General features: G+C 72.0%; 21 protein-coding genes. 16 read left to right on the top strand and 5 right to left on the bottom strand.

All coding sequences use genetic code 11. From position 1 onward, the window contains the following. Positions 1–35: 35 nt before the first annotated feature. The 8 genes from KF840_05825 (at position 36) to rnc (ending at position 9,338) form a co-directional block, all read left to right on the top strand. Complete coding sequence (locus KF840_05825; GenBank protein ID MBX3024413.1) at positions 36–1,583, top strand: NAD(P)H-hydrate dehydratase; 1,548 nt, start codon at positions 36–38, stop codon at positions 1,581–1,583. Beyond that, the gene (gene tsaE, locus KF840_05820; GenBank protein ID MBX3024412.1) at positions 1,583–2,047 is read left to right on the top strand and encodes a tRNA (adenosine(37)-N6)-threonylcarbamoyltransferase complex ATPase subunit type 1 TsaE; all 465 of its coding nucleotides are present in this window, start codon (positions 1,583–1,585) and stop codon (positions 2,045–2,047) included. The genes KF840_05825 and tsaE overlap by 1 nt, the downstream gene beginning before the upstream one ends. 145 nt (positions 2,048–2,192) lie before the next feature. Further along, positions 2,193–3,416, top strand: coding sequence for an aspartate kinase (locus KF840_05815; GenBank protein ID MBX3024411.1), 1,224 nt, complete (start codon positions 2,193–2,195; stop codon positions 3,414–3,416). A gap of 2 nt (positions 3,417–3,418) precedes the next feature. Continuing rightward, positions 3,419–5,092: a citramalate synthase gene (gene cimA / locus KF840_05810; protein ID MBX3024410.1), complete on the top strand. Its 1,674-nt coding sequence runs from the start codon at positions 3,419–3,421 to the stop codon at positions 5,090–5,092. Positions 5,093–5,117: 25 nt separating this feature from the next. Then, entirely contained in the window at positions 5,118–6,233 is a 1,116-nt protein-coding gene (locus KF840_05805; protein ID MBX3024409.1) for a cysteine desulfurase, read from the top strand. Between the two features lie 3 nt (positions 6,234–6,236). Next, a complete protein-coding gene (gene mnmA, locus KF840_05800) occupies positions 6,237–7,343 on the top strand; it encodes a tRNA 2-thiouridine(34) synthase MnmA (GenBank protein MBX3024408.1) in 1,107 nt (368 codons plus the stop codon). After that, positions 7,340–8,674, top strand: a complete 1,335-nt coding sequence (gene mtaB, locus KF840_05795; protein ID MBX3024407.1) for a tRNA (N(6)-L-threonylcarbamoyladenosine(37)-C(2))-methylthiotransferase MtaB — start codon at positions 7,340–7,342, stop codon at positions 8,672–8,674. The genes mnmA and mtaB overlap by 4 nt, the downstream gene beginning before the upstream one ends. Further along, entirely contained in the window at positions 8,667–9,338 is a 672-nt protein-coding gene (gene rnc / locus KF840_05790; GenBank protein ID MBX3024406.1) for a ribonuclease III, read from the top strand. The genes mtaB and rnc overlap by 8 nt, the downstream gene beginning before the upstream one ends. A gap of 117 nt (positions 9,339–9,455) precedes the next feature. Here rnc and KF840_05785 read toward each other — a convergent pair whose 3' ends face one another. The 3 genes from KF840_05785 to KF840_05775 all read right to left on the bottom strand — a co-directional run bounded on the left by KF840_05785 (position 9,456) and on the right by KF840_05775 (position 13,008). Continuing rightward, the gene (locus KF840_05785; protein MBX3024405.1) at positions 9,456–10,727 is read right to left on the bottom strand and encodes a DUF1329 domain-containing protein; all 1,272 of its coding nucleotides are present in this window, start codon (positions 10,725–10,727) and stop codon (positions 9,456–9,458) included. A gap of 40 nt (positions 10,728–10,767) precedes the next feature. Beyond that, a complete protein-coding gene (locus tag KF840_05780) occupies positions 10,768–11,517 on the bottom strand; it encodes an OmpA family protein (protein ID MBX3024404.1) in 750 nt (249 codons plus the stop codon). Positions 11,518–11,730: 213 nt separating this feature from the next. Continuing rightward, a complete protein-coding gene (locus tag KF840_05775; protein MBX3024403.1) occupies positions 11,731–13,008 on the bottom strand; it encodes an ISNCY family transposase in 1,278 nt (425 codons plus the stop codon). A gap of 282 nt (positions 13,009–13,290) precedes the next feature. On the opposite strand from KF840_05775, the gene KF840_05770 reads away from it, so the two are divergent. From KF840_05770 to der, 7 genes are all read left to right on the top strand, one after another. Beyond that, on the top strand, positions 13,291–13,557 hold the full coding sequence (locus KF840_05770; protein MBX3024402.1) for a hypothetical protein: 267 nt from the start codon (positions 13,291–13,293) through the stop codon (positions 13,555–13,557). Positions 13,558–13,765: 208 nt separating this feature from the next. Beyond that, complete coding sequence (locus KF840_05765; GenBank protein MBX3024401.1) at positions 13,766–14,293, top strand: Rrf2 family transcriptional regulator; 528 nt, start codon at positions 13,766–13,768, stop codon at positions 14,291–14,293. A 21-nt stretch (positions 14,294–14,314) separates the two neighbouring features. Next, positions 14,315–14,668: a 4Fe-4S dicluster domain-containing protein gene (locus KF840_05760; GenBank protein MBX3024400.1), complete on the top strand. Its 354-nt coding sequence runs from the start codon at positions 14,315–14,317 to the stop codon at positions 14,666–14,668. Positions 14,669–14,696: 28 nt separating this feature from the next. Continuing rightward, complete coding sequence (locus KF840_05755) at positions 14,697–15,578, top strand: formyltetrahydrofolate deformylase (protein MBX3024399.1); 882 nt, start codon at positions 14,697–14,699, stop codon at positions 15,576–15,578. A gap of 67 nt (positions 15,579–15,645) precedes the next feature. Further along, positions 15,646–15,942, top strand: a complete 297-nt coding sequence (locus KF840_05750) for a hypothetical protein (GenBank protein ID MBX3024398.1) — start codon at positions 15,646–15,648, stop codon at positions 15,940–15,942. A 29-nt stretch (positions 15,943–15,971) separates the two neighbouring features. After that, positions 15,972–16,862, top strand: a complete 891-nt coding sequence (gene era, locus KF840_05745) for a GTPase Era (GenBank protein ID MBX3024397.1) — start codon at positions 15,972–15,974, stop codon at positions 16,860–16,862. Between the two features lie 104 nt (positions 16,863–16,966). Continuing rightward, on the top strand, positions 16,967–18,349 hold the full coding sequence (gene der / locus KF840_05740; GenBank protein ID MBX3024396.1) for a ribosome biogenesis GTPase Der: 1,383 nt from the start codon (positions 16,967–16,969) through the stop codon (positions 18,347–18,349). 36 nt (positions 18,350–18,385) lie between these two features. Here the strand turns inward: der and KF840_05735 are convergent, their stop codons facing one another. Both KF840_05735 and KF840_05730 read right to left on the bottom strand, forming a co-directional pair. Further along, positions 18,386–19,204: a bacteriocin family protein gene (locus tag KF840_05735; GenBank protein ID MBX3024395.1), complete on the bottom strand. Its 819-nt coding sequence runs from the start codon at positions 19,202–19,204 to the stop codon at positions 18,386–18,388. Next, a complete protein-coding gene (locus KF840_05730; GenBank protein MBX3024394.1) occupies positions 19,201–19,581 on the bottom strand; it encodes a ferritin in 381 nt (126 codons plus the stop codon). The genes KF840_05735 and KF840_05730 overlap by 4 nt, the downstream gene beginning before the upstream one ends. 179 nt (positions 19,582–19,760) lie before the next feature. Between KF840_05730 and KF840_05725 the strand changes: the two genes are divergently transcribed. Beyond that, the gene (locus tag KF840_05725) at positions 19,761–20,495 is read left to right on the top strand and encodes an endonuclease/exonuclease/phosphatase family protein (GenBank protein MBX3024393.1); all 735 of its coding nucleotides are present in this window, start codon (positions 19,761–19,763) and stop codon (positions 20,493–20,495) included. Positions 20,496–20,644 lie beyond the last annotated feature (149 nt).

Raw genomic sequence — 20,644 nt, 5'->3', positions numbered from 1 at the left:
GCACTGCGAGCGGGTCGCCCGCCGGCGCAGTCGCCATGCGCCTGGTGACCGCGGAGGAGATGCGGACCCTCGATCGGCTGACGATCGAGGGCGGCACGCCCGGGAACGTCCTGATGGAACGCGCCGGTCAGGGGGCGACGGCGGCCTTTCTGCAGTGCGTGCCGCGCCTGCGGCGCCGCGGCGCGCGGGTGCTGATCGTCGCCGGCAAGGGAAACAACGGCGGCGACGGATTCGTCATCGCGCGGCTGCTGAAGAAGCGCGGGGCGCGCGTCCAGGTGGCGCTGCTGGGGCGCGCGGCCGAGGTCGGCGGGGACGCGCTGCGCAACCTGCGCGCCTATCGACGACTGCGCGGGGTGCTGGTCGAGATCACGGACGACGCCGGCCTGGCACGCCTGAGCGCGATGGCCGGCGAGGTCGATGCCGTCGTCGATGCGATCTTCGGCACCGGCTTGCGCGACGCCGTTCGGGGCCTGCCGGCGTCGGCGATCGAGATCGTCAACACCTGCGGCGCGCCGGTGTTGGCGGTCGACATTCCATCCGGCCTGGACGCCGACCGCGGCCGGCCGCTGGGCGTCGCCGTGCAGGCCGAGGTGACCGCCACGTTCGGCTTCGCCAAGGCCGGCCAGGTCCAGCATCCGGGCGTGCGCCACTGCGGCGCGCTGGCGGTGGTGGACATCGGCCTCGCCGCGGCGGCGCTGGCCGCGGTGCCGGCGCGCGCCGCGCTCTTGGAGGCCGCGGATGCGGCCCGCCTGGCGCCGCGCCGCGACCCCGAGGTCCACAAGGGCGACTGCGGCCACGTGCTGATCATCGCCGGTTCGTTCGGGCACACCGGCGCCGCGCAACTTGCGGCGCGCGGCGCCGGCCGGGTCGGCGCCGGACTGGTGACCCTGGTCGGCCCGCGATCGCTGTATCCGGTGTATGCCGCCGGCGTGCTCGAGGCGATGACCGAGACGTTGCCCGATGATGACGGCCGCATCCGCTTCGACGCGGCGCGCCTCGCCGCCCTGGTCGGCGGCAAGAGCGCGGTGGTGATCGGCCCCGGCATCGGGACCCACCACGGCGCCGCCGCCACGGTGCGCTGGCTGCTCGAGGAGACGGGGCTGCCAATCGTCCTCGACGCCGACGCGCTGACCATCCTCGGCCGTGACCCGGCGCCGCTGCGCGCCGCCGGCGGTCGGGCGGTGCTGACCCCGCACCCGGGGGAGATGAGCCGGCTGAACGGCGGCGACACCGCGTCCGTGCAGGCCGACCGCATCGGTCAGGCGCGCCGCTTCGCCACCGCCCACGGCTGTACCCTGGTGCTCAAGGGAGCGCGGACGGTCATCGCCGAGCCGGGCGGCTTCGCCTGGATCAATCCGACCGGCAATCCCGGCATGGCGTCCGGCGGCATGGGAGACGTGCTGGCCGGCGCCATCGGCGGCCTGCTGGCGCAACGCCTGCCGCCCGCGGAGGCGGCCTGCCTCGGCGTCTACCTGCACGGCCTGGCGGCGGACCGGGCGGCGGCCGACGGCGAGGTCGGGCTGCTGGCGGGGGACGTGGTCGAGGGCCTGCGCCCCGCCATGGCAGCGCTGCTGGCCGGGTGATGGACCGGGTCGAGCTGATCACCACCAGCGAGGAGGAGACGCGCGCCGTCGGCCGCCGCCTGGCCGCGGCCCTGCGCGGCGGCGAACGCATCGGCCTCTCCGGCGAGCTCGGCGCCGGCAAGACCTGCTTCGTGCGCGGCCTGGCGGAAGGCCTCGGGGTGCCGCCGGAGGAGATCCGCAGTCCCTCGTTCCCGATCCTGATTCCCCACGAGGGCGGGCGCCTGCCGCTCTACCACATCGACCTCTTCCGCCTCCCCGCGGGAGATGTCGACTCGCTGTCCCTGCGCGAATACATCTTCGGCGCCGGGGTCTGCGCCGTGGAGTGGCCGGAGCGCCTGGACGAGCCACTCGGCGACCACCTCGAGGTCCGCATCGAGTTCGTTCCCGGCGGCCGGCGCCTGCTGGCCGTCGCGCATGGTTCGGGTTATGGTGCCGCGATTGACGCCCTGACACGCAAGGGCTGAGCACAGATGGACAGCGACCCCGCCCGCCCCACGCCGATGCACACGGATCGGACCGCAACGAACGCGTCGATGGCGCAGCGACTGCTTCGGTGCTCGCCGGCGTGGGGCGGGCGGGGGCGGTGTCCATCCGGGTGTGGGCTGTGAGATGAGTCTGATCGTCCAGAAGTACGGCGGCACCTCGGTCGGCAGCATCGAGCGCATCCAGGCGGTGGCCGCGCGGGTGGCGGCCGGGCACGCGGCGGGCCACCGTCTGGTGGTGGTGGTCTCGGCGATGTCGGGCGAGACCAATCGGCTGCTCGAGCTGGCGCAGCGCTGCGCGCCGCAGCCTTCGCTGCGCGAGGTCGATGTGCTGATCGCCACCGGCGAGCAGGTGACCAGCGCGCTGCTGGCGATCGCGCTGCAGGGGCAGGGGATCCCGGCGCGCTCGTTCCTCGGCCACCAGGTTCGCATCGACACCGACAGCGCCTACGGCCGGGCCCGCATCCAGCGCATCGACGGCGACCAGATCCGCGCCGTGCTCGACCGCGGCGAGGTGGCGGTGGTGGCGGGCTTCCAGGGCGTCGATGCGCACGGCCACATCACCACCCTGGGCCGCGGCGGCAGCGACACCTCGGCGGTGGCCGTGGCGGCGGCCCTCACGGCCGATGTGTGCGAGATCTACACCGACGTCGACGGCGTCTACACCACCGACCCGCGCATCTGCCCGCAGGCGCGCAAGCTGCAGCGCATCTCGCACGACGAGATGCTCGAGCTCGCCAGTCTCGGCGCCAAGGTGCTGCAGATCCGCTCGGTGGAATTCGCCAAGCGCTACGGCGTGCCGCTCTGCGTGCGCTCCAGCTTCGACGACAGCGACGGCACCTGGGTGGTGCCAGAGGACGAGGCGATGGAACAGGTGATGGTATCCGGCGTGTCGCTCGACCGCGACCAGGCGAAGATCACGCTCCGCCACGTCCCCGACAAGCCGGGCCTGGCGTCGAAGGTGCTGGGCCCGATCGCCCGGGCGCACATCAGCGTCGACATGATCATCCAGAACGCCAGCACCGCCGGCGACGCCGACTTCACCTTCACGCTGCCCAAGACCGACGTGGCGCGGGCGCTGCAGATGGTCGAGGAGACGGCGCGCGAGATCGGCGCACAGGCGAGCGCCGATACCGAGGTGGTCAAGGTGTCGGTCGTCGGCCTCGGCATGCGCAGTCACGCCGGGGTGGCGGCGCGCATGTTCGAGACGCTGGCCAACGAGGGCATCAACATCCAGATGATCTCGACCTCGGAGATCAAGATCTCCGTCGTCATCGAGGCGAAGTACGGCGAGCTGGCGGTGCGGGCGCTGCACAAGGCGCTGATCGAGGAGGCGCCGTCGGAGGCCTGAGCGTGGCGAAGACCATCCACATCTACGACACGACGCTGCGCGACGGCTGCCAGGCGGAGGACATCGCCCTCACCCTCGAGGACAAGCTGCGCATCGCCGAGCGCCTGGACGACTTCGGCATCGATTACGTCGAGGGCGGCTGGCCGGGCTCGAACCCGCGCGACGAGGCGTTCTTCCAGGCGGTGAAGCAGCGGAAGCTGACGCGCATCAGGGTCGCCGCGTTCGGCTCGACGCGCCGCGCCGGCGCCCGCGCCAGCGACGACCGCAACCTCGAGAAGCTGCTGCGCGCCGACACCCCGGTGGTGACGATCTTCGGCAAGAGCTGGGATCTGCACGTGCGCGACGACCTGCGCATCCCCCTGGCCGAGAACTTCGACCTCATCCACGACACCATCCGCTACCTGAAGCGCCACGTCGACGAGGTGGTGTACGACGCCGAGCACTTCTTCGACGGCTACCGCGCCAACCCGGAGTTCGCGCTCGAGTGCCTGCGTGTCGCCGCCGACGCCGGCGCCGACGTCCTCTGCCTGTGCGACACCAACGGCGGCCGCATGCCGTGGGAGATCGCGGCGGCGGTGGACGCCGTGCGGGCGCAGGGGCCGACGCCGATCGGCATCCATTGCCACAACGACTCCGAGCTGGCGGTGGCGAACAGCCTGATCGCCGTCGAGCACGGCGCCATCCAGGTGCAGGGCACGATCAACGGCATCGGCGAGCGCTGCGGCAACGTCAACCTCTGCTCGGTGATCGCCAATCTGCAGCTCAAGATGGGCTACCACGTGGTCAGCGCCGCCAACCTGCGTCGCCTGCACGAGGTGTCGCGCTTCGTCGACGAGCTCGCCAACGTCGAACCGAGCAAGCGCCAGCCCTACGTCGGGCAGAGCGCCTTCGCGCACAAGGGTGGGGTCCACGTCGCGGCGGTGCAACGCAATCCGCGGACCTACGAGCACATCGATCCGGCGCTGGTCGGCAACACGCAGCGGGTGCTGGTGTCGGACCTCTCCGGGCGCGCCAACATCGTCTACAAGGCCAGGCAGTTCGGCGTCGACATGGAGGCGCTCGACGGCCACGTGAAGCACCTGCTGCAGGAAGTGAAGCAGCTCGAGCACCAGGGCTACCAGTTCGAGGGCGCCGAGGCGTCCCTCGAGCTGCGCATGCACCGCATCCAGCACGGCGAGCTGCGCTATTTCGAGCTGGTGCAGTTCCGGGTCGTCGACGAGAAGGGTTACATGCGCCTGGTCTTCGGCGACAACGGCTCCGTCGCGGTCAGGACCGACGAGCGCATCGAGCACGGTCCCGCGTCGGCCTGGGCGGCGGTGATGCTGAAGGGGCCGACCGGCGACATCGAGCACACCGCGGCCGAAGGCAACGGCCCGGTGAACGCCCTCGACACCGCCCTGCGGCGCGCCCTGCGCCGCTTCTATCCCGACATCGAGGCCGTGCGCCTGCTCGATTACAAGGTCCGGGTGCTGAGCGGCGCCGCGGGCAGCGCGGCGCCGGTGCGGGTGTTGATGGAGTCGGCGGACGACGTCGACCGCTGGGGCACGGTGGGCGTGTCGCTGAACGTCATCGAGGCCAGTTGGCAGGCGCTGGTCGATAGCTTCGAGTACAAGCTCTACAAGGACGGCAAGCGAAGCGCCCGGCGCGCCCCGCGGGCCCGCAGCCGGCGGCCGTAGGAGGCAGCGCGGCGCGTTCGGGGCGATGATCTATCTCGACCACAATGCGACCGCGCCGCTCGCGGCGGTGGCGCGCCAGGCCATGCTGGCGGCGCTGGACGAGGGGATCGGCAATCCGTCGAGCGCGCACGCCGCGGGGCGGGCGGCGCGCGCCGTGCTCGAGCGGTCGCGGCGCGCGATCGGCGAGATCCTCGGCGTCCCCGCGGCGTCGGTGTGCTTCACCAGCGGCGCCACCGAGGCCAACAATCTGGCTCTCTTCGGGTCGGTGGTGGCGGGGGGGCACGTCGTCACCACGCCCATCGAGCACGCGTCGGTCCTCGCGCCGGTGCGCGAGCTCGAGCGGCGCGGCGCGCGGGTCACCTGGCTACCGGTGGATGCCGAGGGGCGGATCGCGGTCGATGACGTCGCGGCCGCGCTGCGGTCGGACACGGCGTTGGTCTCGATCGGCTGGGCGAACGGCGAGATCGGCACCCTGCAACCGATCGCCGAGATCGCCGCCCTCTGTCGGACACGCGGCGTGCTCCTCCACGTCGACGCGGCGCAGGCGGTGGGGCGCGTTCCGGTGCACGCGGGCGCGGTCGATCTGTGCACGCTCTCGGCGCACAAGCTCGGCGGACCAGTCGGCATCGGCGCGCTGGTGGTGCGCCGCGGCGTCGGGGTGCGGCCGCTGCTGCGCGGCGGCGAGCAGGAGCGAGGCCTGCGGCCGGGAACCGAGAACGCGGCCGCGGCGGCGGGTTTCGCCGCCGCGCTCGCGGTGGCGCCCGCCCCCGGCCTGGCGGCATTGCGGGCGCGGCTGTGGGAGGCGGTCGCCGGGGTGGACGGCGTGCGGCGCCACGGGCCCGGCACCGGAGGGTTGCCGAACACGCTGTGCCTCGGCATCGACGGCCTGGCCGGGGAGACGGTGGTGGCGGCGCTCGATCTCGAGGGGGTGTGCGCTTCCGTCGGCTCGGCCTGCGCGGCCGGATCCGGGGAGGCCTCGTACGTGCTGCGCGCCATCGGCTGCGACGACGCGGCGGCGCGCGGCGGCGTGCGCTTCAGCCTCGGGCCGCGGACGACGGCGACGGAGATCGAGGCCGCGGCGGCGGCGCTGCGGCGGGTCGTGGCGCGCGCCCGCGCGCTCGCGGCGCGGGCGGTGGGATAGGCGATGGCGCGGGAACGGGTGGTGGTCGCGATGAGCGGCGGCGTCGACAGCTCACTGGCCGCGGCGCTGCTGGTGGAAGCCGGCTACGAGGTGGTCGGGATCTCGATGCGCCTGTGGGCGGGCGCGAGCGACAGCGGCTGCTGCTCGCTCGACGACTTCCTCGACGCGCGCCTGGTGGCCGAGCGCCTGGGCATCCCCTTCTACGTGATGGACTTCAGCGCCGCCTTCGCACGCGCCGTGGTCGACGACTTCGTCGCCGAGTACCGGCGCGGGCGGACTCCGAACCCGTGCGCGCGCTGCAATCAGCACGTGAAGTTCGCCGGCTTCTGGGAGCGCGCGCGCGAGCTCGGGGCGACGCGCATCGCCACCGGCCACTACGCGCGGATCGCCGGCGCCGGCGACGGGGCGGCGCTGCTCGCCGGGGTCGACGCCGACAAGGACCAGTCCTATTTCCTCTTCGGCATCGAACGGGCGGTGCTGGCGCGGACCCTGTTCCCGGTCGGCGGCCTGTGCAAGTCCGAGGTGCGCGCCGCGGCGGCGCGGCGCGGCCTGCCGGTGGCCGGCAAGCCGGACAGCCAGGAGGTGTGCTTCGTGCCGCGCCGTGGCTATGCGGCCTTCGTCGAGCGACACCCCTCGCCGGAACCACTGCGCGGTGGCCGCCTGGTCGACGCGGCCGGTCAGGTGATCGCGACCCACGACGGCGTGCACCGCTTCACCATCGGCCAGCGCCGCGGCCTCGGGGTCGCCGGCGGCGCGCCGCGCTACGTGACCGCCATCGAGGCGGACGGCACGGTGCGCCTGGGTGGCGCGGCGCAGGTGCTGGCGCGCGGCGTCGTCGCCGCGGCGGTGAACTGGCTCACGGCGCCGCCGGCCGTCGGGGCGCCGGTCGCGGTCAAGATCCGCTCGCGCTTCGCGCCGCAGGCGGCGCGCGTCGTCCGCGCCGACGCGGAGGGCTTCGTGGTCGTCGCCGCGGACGGCCTGCGCGCCGTGACGCCCGGGCAGGCGGCGGTGTTGTACGACGGCGAGCGCGTGCTGGGCGGCGGGTGGATCCGCGCCGCGCTGCCCGACGGGGCGGCGGAGCCGGCGATCGGCGGGGCGGCGAACCCATGAGCCGCAAGTTGCGCGTCGCCTTCGCCACCCTCGGCTGCAAGGTGAACCAGTACGACACGGCGACCATGCAGACGGCGCTCGCCGCCGACTGCGAGCCGGTGCCCTTCGCCGCCGGCGCCGACGTCTACGTCGTCAACTCGTGCACGGTCACCGACCGCGCCGATGCCGAGAGCCGCCAGTTGGCGCGCCGGGCGCGGCGCTGGAACCCGCGCGGTCGCGTCATCCTCACCGGCTGCTTCGCGCAGACCAGCCCGCAGCGCGCCGATCTGCCGGAGGTCGACTATGTCATCGGCGTCGGCCGCCTGCCGGACCTGCTGCGCGCCGTGCGCGACCAGATCCCGGATGCCGAGGGCCGGGTCTTCGTCAGCAACCTGCGCCGGGCGGCGACGGTGAGCACGCTGGGCGCCGAGGCGTTCGCCGGGCAGACCCGCGCCTTTCTCAAGGTGCAGGAGGGCTGCGATCTCTTCTGCACCTTCTGCATCGTGCCGATGGCGCGCGGTCGCAGCCGCAGCGTGTCGCCGCGCCGGGTGCTCGCCGAGCTCGCGCGCCTGGCCGGGCTCGGCTTCCGCGAGGTCGTGCTCACCGGCATCCATCTCGGCGGCTACGGCAAGGACCTGGAGACGCCGCTGCAGCTCGCCGACCTGGTGGAGATGATCGCCGAGGCGGCGCCGGTGCCGCGCGTCCGCCTCAGCTCGATCGACCCACCGGAGGTGACGCCGCGCCTGCTCGATCTGATCGCGCGCAGCCCGGTGCTGTGCGAGCACCTGCACGTGCCGGTGCAGGCCGGCGCCGACCGGGTGCTGCGCCGCATGCGCCGGCTCTACGACGCGGCGCTGGTGCGCGCGGTCGCCTCAGAGATCCACCGCCGCCTCCCCGGCGCCGGGCTCGGAACAGACGTCATCGCCGGCTTCCCCGGCGAGGGCGACGCCGACTTCGCCGCCACCGAGGCGCTGCTCGCCGAGAGCGGCTTCAGCTACCTGCACGTCTTTCCCTACTCGCGTCGCAGCGGCACGACGGCGGCGAAGGCGAGCGACCACCTGGCGCCGGCGGTGATCCGCGAACGCGCCGGGCGACTGCGGCGGCTCGGACGCGCGCAGCGCGAGGCCTTCGCCGAGCGCTGCCTCGGGCAGGAGCTGCGGGTGCTGGTCGAGTCGACGCGCGATGCGTCGACCGGCAAGCTCATCGGCTACAGCCGGAACTACGCCCGGGTGCTGCTCGACGGTGACGACGACCTCGCCAACCACGAGGTGCCCGTGCGGGTGCTGGCGCGGGTGGGCGACCGGCTGCGCGGCGAGCGGGTAGGGGGCCTCGGTGGCGCGAGCGCTGGGTGACGAGTTCCGGCGCATCGAGGAGCGGCTCGGCTACAGCTTTCTCGATCGCAGTCTGCTCGACGCGGCGCTCACCCACCCGTCGGCGCTGCCGGTCGGCGCCGTGCGCGCCGGCGAGCAACTCGAGTTCCTCGGCGACGCCGTGCTCGACCTGGTGATCGCCGATCTGCTGCTGCTGCGCCTGCCGGAGCTCGACGAGGGCGAGTTGTCGAAGCGGCGCGCCACCCTGGTGCGCACGGTGACACTGGCGGACAAGGCGCGCGCCCTCGGCCTCGACGAAGCGCTGCGCCTGGGACGGGGCGAGGATCGCAGCGGCGGGCGCGAGAAGGCCTCGATCCTCGCCTACGTCTACGAAGCGGCGCTCGGCGCGGTCTTCCGTGACGGCGGCTTCGCGCGCACCCGGGCGCTGATCGCGCGCCACTTCGCCGAGGACATCGCCCGCGGCGGCATGGTCGGCGCGCCGGACTGGAAGACCATCCTGCAGGAACGCACGCAGGCGGCGCAGCGGATCGTGCCCGAGTACCGGGTGGTCGAGGAGAGCGGGCCGGCGCACGCGCGCCGCTTCACGATCGAGGTGTGGGTCGCCGAGCAGTGCCTGGCGGTCGGCTACGGCCCGAGCAAGCGCGCCGCCGAACAGGACGCCGCCCGGGCGGCGCTGGAGGAGTAGCCCGCGGCGCCCCCGGCGGCGCTGGCACTACGACGCGCGGGCGATCGGCTCCCTCGCAACGACGAAGGGCCGACCGGCGATGCCGGTCGGCCCTTCGCTTCGGGTCGGGATCGGCGCTCAGTTCGAGGCCGCGATCATGTGGGCGATGGTGAAGAATTCCTCGGTGAGACCGGTCTTCGCGCCCTGGTTGAAGTACCAGCCCGGCTCGCCGGGGTATTTCGGGCTCGGCAGCGCGGCGCGCGTGGCGTGGCTGAGCTGCATGTCGGCCATGGTGATGCTGTGGGTGAACGGCATCACGGAATCGTAGGTGTCGCCGTAGCCCGGGGCCGCCTTGTTGCGGAAGCCGAACTGGTTGAGCCACACCTTCCAGAGCTGGCCGGCCTTGTCGTAGATGTCGCTGTACGCGATGTAGTACGACTCCTTGTCGATGAAGAGCACGCGCTTGCCGTAGGCGTACTGCGCCTGCTTGGCGGTGCCTTCGACGACCCACACGTCGCGCGGCTCCCAATTGTCGCAGTAGACGAAGTCGGCGCCACCCGGGCAGTACTCGACCGGGAACTTCTCGGCATGGAAGGTGCCGAGGATCTTCTTGCTGCCGAGGAATTTCCAGGTGAACCAGGGGATCTGTCCGGCGTAGCCGCCGTAGCTGTCGACGTCCGTGTCCTGGCCGAAGAGGGCGTCCGAGCGCTGGGCGCTGGAGAGCCGGCGGACGCGGCGGAGGGTGGGCAGATACAGCCAGGTGTCGTCCTGGCGATCCGGGTCGAGGTAGCGGATGCCGGTCAGGCCGACGCCCTTGAGGTCGAAGGGCTCGAGGATCGGGTGCAGGGACTGCTTGGCGCGCACGCCGTCGGTGTTGGGCAGCAGGATGGGCTTGGGATCGATGTACAGGCGACCGGTGTAGAAGAGCGTGCGCAGGTGGTCGAGGATGTAGTGGCGCTCGACGTCGAGCGGCTTGTCGGAGACGGTGCCGGTGTCCGCGTCGAAGTTGCGCAGGTCCTGGTCGTCGGTGACGAACGGCTTGTACTCGTAGTTGAACATGATCTTCAGCGCCACGTTCGGGTCGTTGGGATCGATGTTCGGGAAGGGCAGGCCGCCGACGTGGTTCTCGATCGTGCGCCCGTCGGCCGACAGCTTCACCTGGCCGGAGTACTTCTCGGTCGCCTCCTTGTAGGCCGGGTTCCAGTCGATCTTCTGGTACGGGACGATCTTCATCGTCATCCCGTGCTCGATGCACCACATCACGCCCGGCGAGACGAGGTCGGTGACCTTGTCCTTGTTGTCCTTGTTGATGACGTCGCCGGGGTTGACGTCGGCGCGCGTCGGCGCGGCGGCGAGCAGCGCCAGCGCCAGGCCGCCGCAGAGCGCCGCGAGCTGTCTGGGAAAGGTCATGGGTTCCTCCATATGGATCCAGCGGATGGCGCGCCCGCGGTCACGGCGCGGCGTCGCTCTGCACGGGATGCAGCTCGACGCGGCGATTCTGGGCACGGCCCGCTTCGGTGTCATTGGACGCGACGGGGTTCGATTTGCCGAAGCCCTGGACGGTCAGCCGCTCCGGGTCGACCCCCTGGTTCACGAGATAACGGAAGACCGCCTCGGCCCGTCGGACCGAGAGCGCCTGATTGTATTCGACGCTGCCGATGGCGTCAGTGTAGCCCTTCACCAGGACTTGCACATCCGGATGCCGCTTCAGAATGTTCGCCGCCTCGTCGAGCACCGGGCGCGACTCGGGCTCGATCGCGCTCGAGTTGAAGGCGAAGTTCACGCCGCGCAGCACGATGCGCTGGCGCACGGGCGGTTCCGGCGTCGGCTCGGGCAGTGGCGGCGGCGGCGTCACCGGCTCCGGCTCGGCGGCGGGGTCGAGGAACACGTGCCCGAGCACGCCGCAGAGCACGGCGCCGCTGGCGGCGCCGATCAGCGCCCCCCAGAGCCAGAAGGTGTCGTCGTTCGAGTTCGAGATCGACTGGCAGTCCTGGATCTTCTGCCCGTTGACGGTCGCCGTGGCGCAGCTCGTCCGGGCCTGCTGGATGCCGACGCCGGCGCCGGCGCCGATCGCCGCGCAGACGGCGGCGGCGACGCCGGAGCGGTAGCTCCAGGGCTTGTTCCAGCCCGGCTCCTGCAGCCACCCGGGGCGGTTGGCGGCGCTACACCCCGCCTGCACGAGCAGCAGGGCGGCGAGCACTCCCCGAATCAGGCGACTGGCACGGCATCTCATCTGATCCCCCCAGCGTGACAGCCGATGCGCAGCCGGCGTCGGAACGCATCAAATACTGAACGCGCAAGGCCCCTTACTAGGCTGGCCGTCGCGGAGGCGTCAAGGGGCCGCATGGCCGACTGTCGCTGCTCAGTGATTCTGTCCGCCCTCAACTGCTCAGTGATTCCGTCCCCCCGGGGTTCATCGTGGTGGTGACGGGATCATGTCGGTGGGGGAAACGGAAGGAGCCCGCAGGGCGACTGGAGTTTTCCCCACCGAGGCGGCGCTCGGCGGCCGCCGCCGCCGGCGCTTGAGCGTGCGGAGGGCGCCGGGCGAGGTGGCGGCGGCCGTGGCGATCACCGTGTCGCCGCCGTAGACGCGCCAGCTGCCGTCGAGGAGCTGGCGCACCTCGACGCGCGTCCCCGCATAGCTGCGCTTGCGCGGGCCGGGCGGGATGTCGAGGACCAGGCCGCCGATCCGCACGGTGTTGTCGTTCAGCACGGTCGCCTCGTACTGGAAGCTGCAGATCCGGCTCAGATCGGTCCCCCGTCGCACCGGCCGCCACGCCGGGGTGGCCTCGGCCGGGGGAATGGCAAACCGCTGGTTGTGCTCCGCCCGAAAGGCCTCCAGCACGGCATTGGCCTCCTCCACGGTCGTGGCCCCCACCAACCGGAGCTCGGAGACCAACCGATCCTGCAGCGTGCCCCACAGCCGCTCCACTCGGCCCTTCGCCTGCGGCGACAGCGCGTAGATCACCTCAATCTCCAAGGCCGCGAGCGCCCGGCCCACCTGCGTCGGGTCTTGGACCCCGCGTAACTCCTCTTCCAGCGTCCAGTGCGCGTCGTTGCGCTTCAGGCTCCCGTGCCGATCCATGTAGGCGCTGTACGGAAGTCCTTTCGCCTCCGCGATCGCTCGCAGCACCCGCAGGTACCCTGCCGCGCACTCCTGCTCCACGAACGACGCCCCAGGCAGCAGCTCGCCGGTCGCGTCATCGATCGCTCCCATCAGGCACAGCATCGGCCCGCGCCCCTCGAGCCACTCGTGTCGGCTGCCGTCCCAGAGGATCATCAACCCCGCCTGCGGTTTGCGGTCTCTGCGCCGGCGGTGTTTCGGGGCGCGCCGCCGGCGCGGCGGCCCGATGCCCGCCGCGCGCAGCAGCCGCTGCACGCTGGCCCGAGAGACCTTGACCCCTTCCACGTCCCCCAGCTTCTCGGTGAAGTGCTGGTCGTTGAACCCGTCGTACTTCTTGCGCCGCAGCTCCAGGATCTGCTCCCGCACCGCTTCCCCCAAGCGGTGCTTCGGCGCCCGCCCCGTGTTCCCGTGCTGCACTCCTTTCGCCCCACGCCGCCCCACCGCCCGCCGCAGCCGTCGCACCTGCCGCTTCGACAGTCCCAGCACCTCTGCCGCTTCTCCCACCGTCAGCGCCCCTCGCTCGATCCGCTCCACGGCGTCCAGCCGCTTCCATTGCCGCTTGCTCATCCTCTCCATCCCTCCTTCTTTGCCGCGGAGGGGCGGACATTTTCACTGAGCAGTTAGGCGGACAAAATCACTGAGCTTCAACAGGGGCCGCATGGCCGACGCGGCCCGTCGGCGCGGTTGACAAGGCGCGCGCTGACGGGCGATGAGGCGCCGCCCCCTGGGCGGCCACCGATCGGTTGAGCCGGATCGCGACCCTGTGGTAAGCGCCGCGCGTCTGCCGCGCGGGGGGGAAGCGGCGCGGGGCTCGGGCCGCGGCGCGCAGACAGGAGGGGAGCGACGATCATGCGAGGGATTTCGGCACATCGGCGGCGCTGGCGACCGATGGTGGGGGCGCTGCTGCTTGCCGGCGCGATCAATGCCTGCGGCGACAGCGACTCGTGCAACCACGTGATCGAGGACGTGGCGCGCTTCGAGGACTGTCGGGCGATCGCCGTCGAGCGCGGCTGCTCGGACGAGATCACGTACTCGAACAAGAACAAGCGCTGCCTGGTGAAGAGCTGCAGCGACTGCCACGCGGCGCCGACGCCTACCGCGACGCCGAGCTCCTGACCGGCGCGGTGCGCCGGCGCGACCCGCGTTGACTTCGCAAATCGCGCACGCTTATACGGAGAGGTTGCTCCGCGTCGGCCGGCCTCAGCGCGCCGCCGTTCGGCGAGCGACGCGACGACCAGGGTGCAGACGTGAGAGCAAGCCGACGCGCAGAGGCGCAGCGTGGAGCGCGGGACCGAGGGTCCGCGCCACCGATCCGCGGATGCTGATGCCCGCCGCCGTCGCACGCGGCGCCGCTGAGCGCATGCCCGCCAGCGCCGTCGCGCGCAGCTCGCTGATGAACGTCGGCCGGCGGGTCGACTACGCCCTGCGCGCCCTCTGCTACCTCGCCGCCCAGGACGACGATCGCGTCGTCACCTGCACCGAGATCCAGGCGCGGCAGGCGGTGCCGCCGCACTTCCTCTCCAAGATCCTGCGCCGGCTGGTCGCCGCCGGGGTGCTGGAATCGGTGCCCGGCGCGCGCGGCGGCTTCCGCCTCGGGCGGCCCGCCGATCGCATCACGGTCCGTCAGGTGTACGAGTGCATCGAGGGGCAGTTGTCGCTCATCGACTGCGTGGAGCGCCGCGACGCCTTCTGCTGCTTCGCGTCGGTGTGCGCGCAGCGCGAAGTCTGGCAGGGCGCGCAGCGGGTTCTGTTCGACTATTTGGACGGCATCTCCGTCCGTCAGATCGCCGATCGCGCCGGGCTGGTGAGCCGCCTGGCCGAGACGCAGACCGCATCACCATCCCGCTCCTGAGGGGGCGCACGAGGAGGACCGATGGCTTACGTGATCACTCGCCTGTGTCGCGACTGCGTGGACACCGCCTGCGTGGCGGTGTGCCCGGTCGACTGCATCTATCGCTACACCGGCGATGACAGGGCCAGTTTCCCGAACCAGCTCTACATCCACCCGGACGAGTGCATCGACTGCGGCGCCTGCGAGCCGGAGTGCCCGTGGCAGGCGATCTTCGAGGAGGCGGCGGTGCCGACGGTCTTCGCCGACGACGTCAAGCTGAACGCCGCGATGGTCGACAATCGCGACAGCTTCGAGGTGTCGCCGCACGAGGAAAAGCCGAAGCCGAGCGCCGAGCAGATCGAGGCCAACAAGAAGAAGTGGAGTTGGGCGGGCTGAGCCGCCGCCTGGCGGGCCGGTCGGACGCATGCGCGCGGCGGCGAAGAACCTGGCGGTGGTCTCGGTCATCGGCCGCGACCAGAAGGGCGTGGTGGCCCGCGTCTGCACCTATCTCGCCGCCGCCAACTGCAACATCGAGGACATCGAGCAGCGGGTCGTCGAGGGGTTGTTCATCATGACCATGGTGGTCGACCTCGCCGACGTCACGCAGACGCTCGACGAGCTCATCCTCGGCCTCAAGGAGATCGGTACCGAGATGCAACTCGACGTCTCGGTGCGCCTGCACGGCGAGCGCCTGCGCAAGCGCATCGCCCTCCTGGTGAGCCGCGAGCCGCACTGCCTGCAGCAGCTCATCGCCGACCAGGCCGCCGGTCTCATCGCCGGCGACTTCGTCTGCGTGCTCTCCAACCACGAGGTGCTGCGCCCGATCGCCGAGGCGGCCGCCATTCCCTTCGAGTGGATGCCCTCCACGGACAAACCGGCGCATATGGCCTTCCTGCTCGAGCGCCTGCGCGCCCACCGTCCCGACCTGGTGGTGCTCGCGCGCTACATGCAGGTGGTGACGCCGGAGCTCGTCGAGCAGTTCCGCAACCGGATCATCAACATCCATCCCTCGCTGCTGCCCTATCACCCCGGCGCCAACGCCTATAAGCAGGCGTTCGAGGAGGGCTGCCGCGTCTCGGGCTGCACCGCCCACTTCGTCACCGAGCAGCTCGACCAGGGGCCGGTGGTGTTGCAGGACGTCTTCCACATCCGGGTCGGCGAGGACACCCTCGATGACGTGCGCGCGCGCGGTCAGGAGCTCGAGGGCAAGGTGTTGTCGCAGGCCGTGCAGCTCTTCGCCGCCGACCAATTGGTGGTGAAGGACAAGAAGGTCATCTTCCGGCCCGGACACGTCTCGGTGAGTTGAGGCGCGCCGCGCTGGGCGCGCCGATTTCCCGCTTGAGCGTCTGGTGGCGAGCTGCCATAGGTCAACGATGGAGAACCAGAGCGCGCTCGGCGCCGCGGTGGTGATCCCGACGCCAGCGCGGGCGGCGGTGAGCCGCAACGTGTTCCAACGCATCTACGATCGCTGGCGGCGGGCCGCGCATGCGGTGGGGGTGGTGCAGACGCGGGTGATCATGATGGTCCTCTACCTCACCGTGGTCGTGCCCACCGGGGTGCTGATGCGCCTGTCGCGCGACCCGTTGCACCTGCGTCCGCCCGCCGGCAGCAACTGGCTGCCTTCGGCGCAGCACGAGCGCAGCGTCGAGGCGGCGCGCCGGCAGTTCTAGTGGCCGAGGCGCCGCTCTTCGGACCCGACCTGCCGCCCGGGCACCGCTCGGGCTTCGTGAGCATCGTCGGGCGGCCGAACGTCGGCAAGTCGACGCTGCTCAACCGCGTCCTCGGGCGCAAGATCGCCGCCGTCACGCCGAAGCCACAGACCACCCGACGGCGGCTCCTGGGGATCAAGACGCGGCCCCAGGCGCAGATCCTCTTCCTCGACACGCCGGGCATCCACGCCAGCCGCGACCTGCTCACCGCGCGCATGGTCGAGCGGGCGATCACCAGCATCGGCGAGGCCGACGTCGCGCTCTGGGTGGTGGCCGCGCCGGAAGGGCTGACCGCGGCCGACCGCGACGTCGCCACCCGCCTGCCGTCGCGCGGCAAGCCGGTGGTGGTGGCGATCAACAAGATCGACGCCGTGGCCAAGGCGGAGCTGCTGCCGATCATCGCCGCGGTCGCCGCCCTGCTGCCCGACCGGCCGGTCGTGCCGGTGAGCGCCGAGACCGGCGAGAACGTCGAGGAGCTGTTGCGGACGATCGAGGCGGAGCTGCCGGAAGGGCCGCGCTTCTACCCGCCGGACGAGCTGACCGACGAGCCCGAGCGCGCCATCGCTGCCGAGATCGTGCGCGAGAAGGTGATGCTGGCGACGCGCGAGGAGGTGCCCTACGCGGTGGCGGTGAGCGTCGACGCCTTCGAGGAGAAGCCGCAGAAGCATCTGGTGGTGATCAGCGCCACCATCCACGTCGCCCGCGAGTCGCAGAAGCCGATCGTCATCGGCGACCGCGGGGCCCGGCTGAAGCAGATCGGCCAGTCGGCGCGGCGCGAGCTGGAGACCCTGCTGGGCACCCGCGTCTACCTCGAGCTCTTCGTCCGCGTGCAGGAGAACTGGACCGGTCACGCCGCCCGTCTGCGCGACTTCGGGCTGTAGGGGAGCCGTGTCCCGAGGGTGACGGCGCCGCGCGCTGGCGCCGGGCGCGGCGCCGTGGCGCCGCACTCCAACCGCCCGGCGAGATGCGATAAGGCTCCAGTTCCATGCCGCGACCGCCGTCCCGCGACACCGATGCGCCGCTGCCGCGCGCCGAGATCCTCGAGACCCTGCCGGTGGTCGCGCTCGTCGGGCGCCCGAACACCGGCAAGTCGACGCTCTTCAACCGCCTGACCCATTCCCGCCGCGCCCTGGTGGCGCCGACGCCGGGGGTGACGCGCGATCGCAACATCGCCGTCGGCCACTGGGACGGGCGACGCTTTCTGGTGGTCGATACCGGCGGCTTCGAGGCCGAGGAGCAGGCGGAGCTCGGGCGCGCGGTGCGCGTGCAGGCGCTGCTGGCGGCGGAACAGGCGGACGTCGTCATCGCCGTCGTCGACGCCCGCGCCGGGCTCAATCCGCTCGATCGTCAGCTCGTCGAACGCCTGCGGCAACTGCGCCAGCCGGTGCTGCTGGCGGTGAACAAGATCGACACCCCGAAGCAGGACGATCTGGTGGCCGACTTCTACGCCCTGGGGATCGAGACCCTGTATCCGATCTCGGCCGAGCACGGGATCGGGGTCGACGAGCTGCTGGGCGACGTCCTGGCGCACCTCGGCGAGGCGCCCGCGGCCCCGGCCGACGACGCCGAACCGCCGATCGCGGTGGCGATCATCGGCCGCCCCAACGTCGGCAAATCGTCGCTGCTCAACCGCCTGGTCGGATTCGAACGCAGCATCGTCAGCGCCGTTCCCGGGACGACCCGCGACGCGCTCGACACGCCGCTGCGGCGCGGCGACCGCGACTACGTCCTGGTCGACACCGCCGGCGTGCGCCGCCGCGGGCGGGTGGACCAGCACATCGAGCGCGCCAGCGTCGTCCGCGCCCTGCGCGCCCTCGAGCGGGCCGAGGTGGCGCTGCTGGTGATCGATGCCGTCGAGGGCATGACCGAGCAGGACGCGCGCGTCGCCGGCTACGCCTGGGAGCGCGGCCGGGCCCTGGTCCTGCTGGTCAACAAGTGGGACGCCGTCCCCGCGGCGCCGAAGGCGGCGGCGGCCCTGCGCGACGACATCGACCGCCGCTATCCGAGCCTGGCGGTGGTGCCGAAGCTGTTCATCTCGGCGCGCAGTGGCCGCGGCGTGGAGCGCATCTGGGGCGCCATCGACCGCGTCGTCGCCGCGCACCGCAGCCGGCTGCCGACCGCCAAGATCAACGCGGTGTTCGAGCGCGCCCGCCGCGCCCAGGAGCCGCCGATGGTCAATGGCGTCCGGCCGCGCCTGTACTACGCGACGCAGACCGCGACGGCGCCGCCCACCGTCACCGTCTTCTGCAGCCATCCGCAACGCATCGCGGCCAGCTACGAGCGCTTCCTGCTGAACCGCCTGCGCGCCGAGTTCGGGCTCGAGGGCACGCCGCTGCGGGTCCGCTTCAGGGCCCGCCCACGACGGTGAGCTGGGGGCGCCACAGGGGGCGCCCCCAGCTCCGACTCACTTCTTCTTGTCCGCGTACGCCAGGGCCACGGCCGCTTCGGGCATGAGGATGCGGAAGGTGAACGATTCCGTCAGGTAGAGCGTCACGGTCGCATCGGTGTGGCTCGTATAGCCGATCGACAGGTCGCGGCCGACGGTGAGCTGGAAGTCGCCGCCGCGGGTGCTGAGGACCACGGCGCCGTTGACCGCCGGCGCCCAGACCATGGGGCCGTCGACGATGCGTTTGACCACCTCGAGCACGGGAAAACCGCCCGGGCCGGTGGCCTGGGTGAGGCCGGCGTAGCAGCGGGGACCGAGGGCGATGGCGTAGGGTCCATCGATGCCGGCGTTGCGCAGCAGGCGCGTCGCCTCGGCGACGCTCTGCGGGTAGGCGGTGAAGTCGCTGGAGATCGTCTGCACCGGGTGCGGCGACGCCTGGTCGATGCCCTGGATGCCCCCCGCCGCGTAGCCATGGAAGACGGCATTGTCCTCGGCGGCGGCGATCCGCGTCGCCGCGGCGATCAGCGGATCCAGGTCCGGGTTGTCGCTGCCGCGCTCGACCGCGTCGAGCTCGGCACGCGACAGCTCGAAGCTGGTGCGCAACTCGGTCAGCGGCAGGACGCGGCGCAGCGCCGCGTCGACGCCGGCGACCGGCCCGGTCTTCAGGTCGTCGACGCGGCCACTGTTGATGGCGCCGAAGTCGGGTCCCTTGGGACCGACGAAATCGACCAGCTTGCGCGCGGCCAGCGTCAGTTTGAGGACGCGGGTGGCCTCCTCGTCGATGAGGCGCCAGGCGGCATCGGAGATCGGTGCGAGCTCGCGTCGCAGGTTGTTCACAGACTGGACCCTCCCTTCAGACTGCCGATGCCGAGCGATCCGCCGTCGGCGCCGGCATCCGCGGCCGCGGCCTTGCCGGCCTGCTCGGCCGCGACGATCGAACCGGTGGTGTCGAGGCGCTGGGCCATCTCCAGCGCCACTTTCGGGCTGCGCCGGCGCAGCCACTCGAGGAGCATCGCGAAGTGCTCGATCTCCTCGTCGCGATTGTGGGCGAGGATCGCCCGCAGCTCGGCGTCGCTCGCAGCGTCGACGCGCTGGCCGTACCAGTCGACGGCTTCGAGCTCCTCCTGCATCGAGGTGAGCGCGCGGTGCTCGTCCTTGGTCTCGGGGCGCAGCGCATCCTCCGCCTCGTGGAAGCCGGCCGAGTTGGCCATCAGTTGCCCTCCTTCCCGGGTAGGCCGGCGCCAACGGGCGCGGGACCGCCGCGATGCTGACCACCTCGCGCATTCCCTCTGGCTTCGCCGGGCATTCTGCTACACTGCGTTCCGTCTGAGCTTGTCAGAATGCGGCGGGAAGCGGAAGCAGGTCGGTGCAGGATCGAGCCGAAGGGGATGCGATGCGGACGCTGACGATCGCCTCGTACAACGTCCACCGCTGCATCGGGCGCGACGGGCGGTGCGACCCGCAGCGCATCGTGCGCGTCCTCGAAGAGCTCGATGCGGACGTCATCGCGCTGCAGGAGGTCGACTACCGGTACCACGTCCGCCAGGGCGTCGATCAGCTCCGCGTCCTCGCCGAGGCCACCGGCTACGAGAGCGTCTGGGGCCCGGTGCTCTACCGCGCGCGCGGCCAGTACGGCAACGGCCTGCTCACGCGCCACCCGGTGCTGGAGGTGCGCGGCATCGATCTCAGCGTGCCGCGCTACCAGCGCCGCGGCGCCCTCGACGTGGACCTGGAGATCCACGGCCGGCCGATTCGGATCATCGCCGCCCACCTGGGCCTGGGGCTCAGCGAGCGCGAGATCCAGGTGCGCCGGCTGCTCGGCGAGCTCGACGGCGTGGCGGAGCACCCGATGATCCTGCTCGGCGACTTCAACGAATGGCGGCCGCCGAGCGCGCCGCTGCGCCGCCTGCACCGCCGCTTCGGCCGCACCCCGGGCGTGCCATCCTTCCCGGCCCGCTTTCCGGTGCTGGCCCTCGACCGCATTTGGGTGCAGCCGCGGCACGCCCTCGTCGCGGTCGACGTGCACAACACCCCGCGCGCCCGCCGCGCCTCGGATCACCTGCCGATCCGCGCCGTCATCGGCGGCCTGTGGGAGAGCAAGCCGGCGCGCGAACGCCGCTCGGCCTGAGCGCCGTTCGCCAGCGCAGGGCGAGGGGCGGCCGCGCAGCTCCCCATGGCCTCCCGCCGATCGGCGTCGTCCGCGCGCCGCCAGTTGGCAACTGTCGGCGCATTTCCCTAGGTTGGGCGAGTGGTTGGGCGCGCGCTCCGTCTCGGTTC

This window comes from bacterium, from assembly GCA_019637795.1.
Taxonomy (GTDB): Bacteria; Desulfobacterota; Binatia; order HRBIN30; family CADEER01; genus JAHBUY01.
This window is presented reverse-complemented; position numbering and strand designations above follow the sequence as displayed.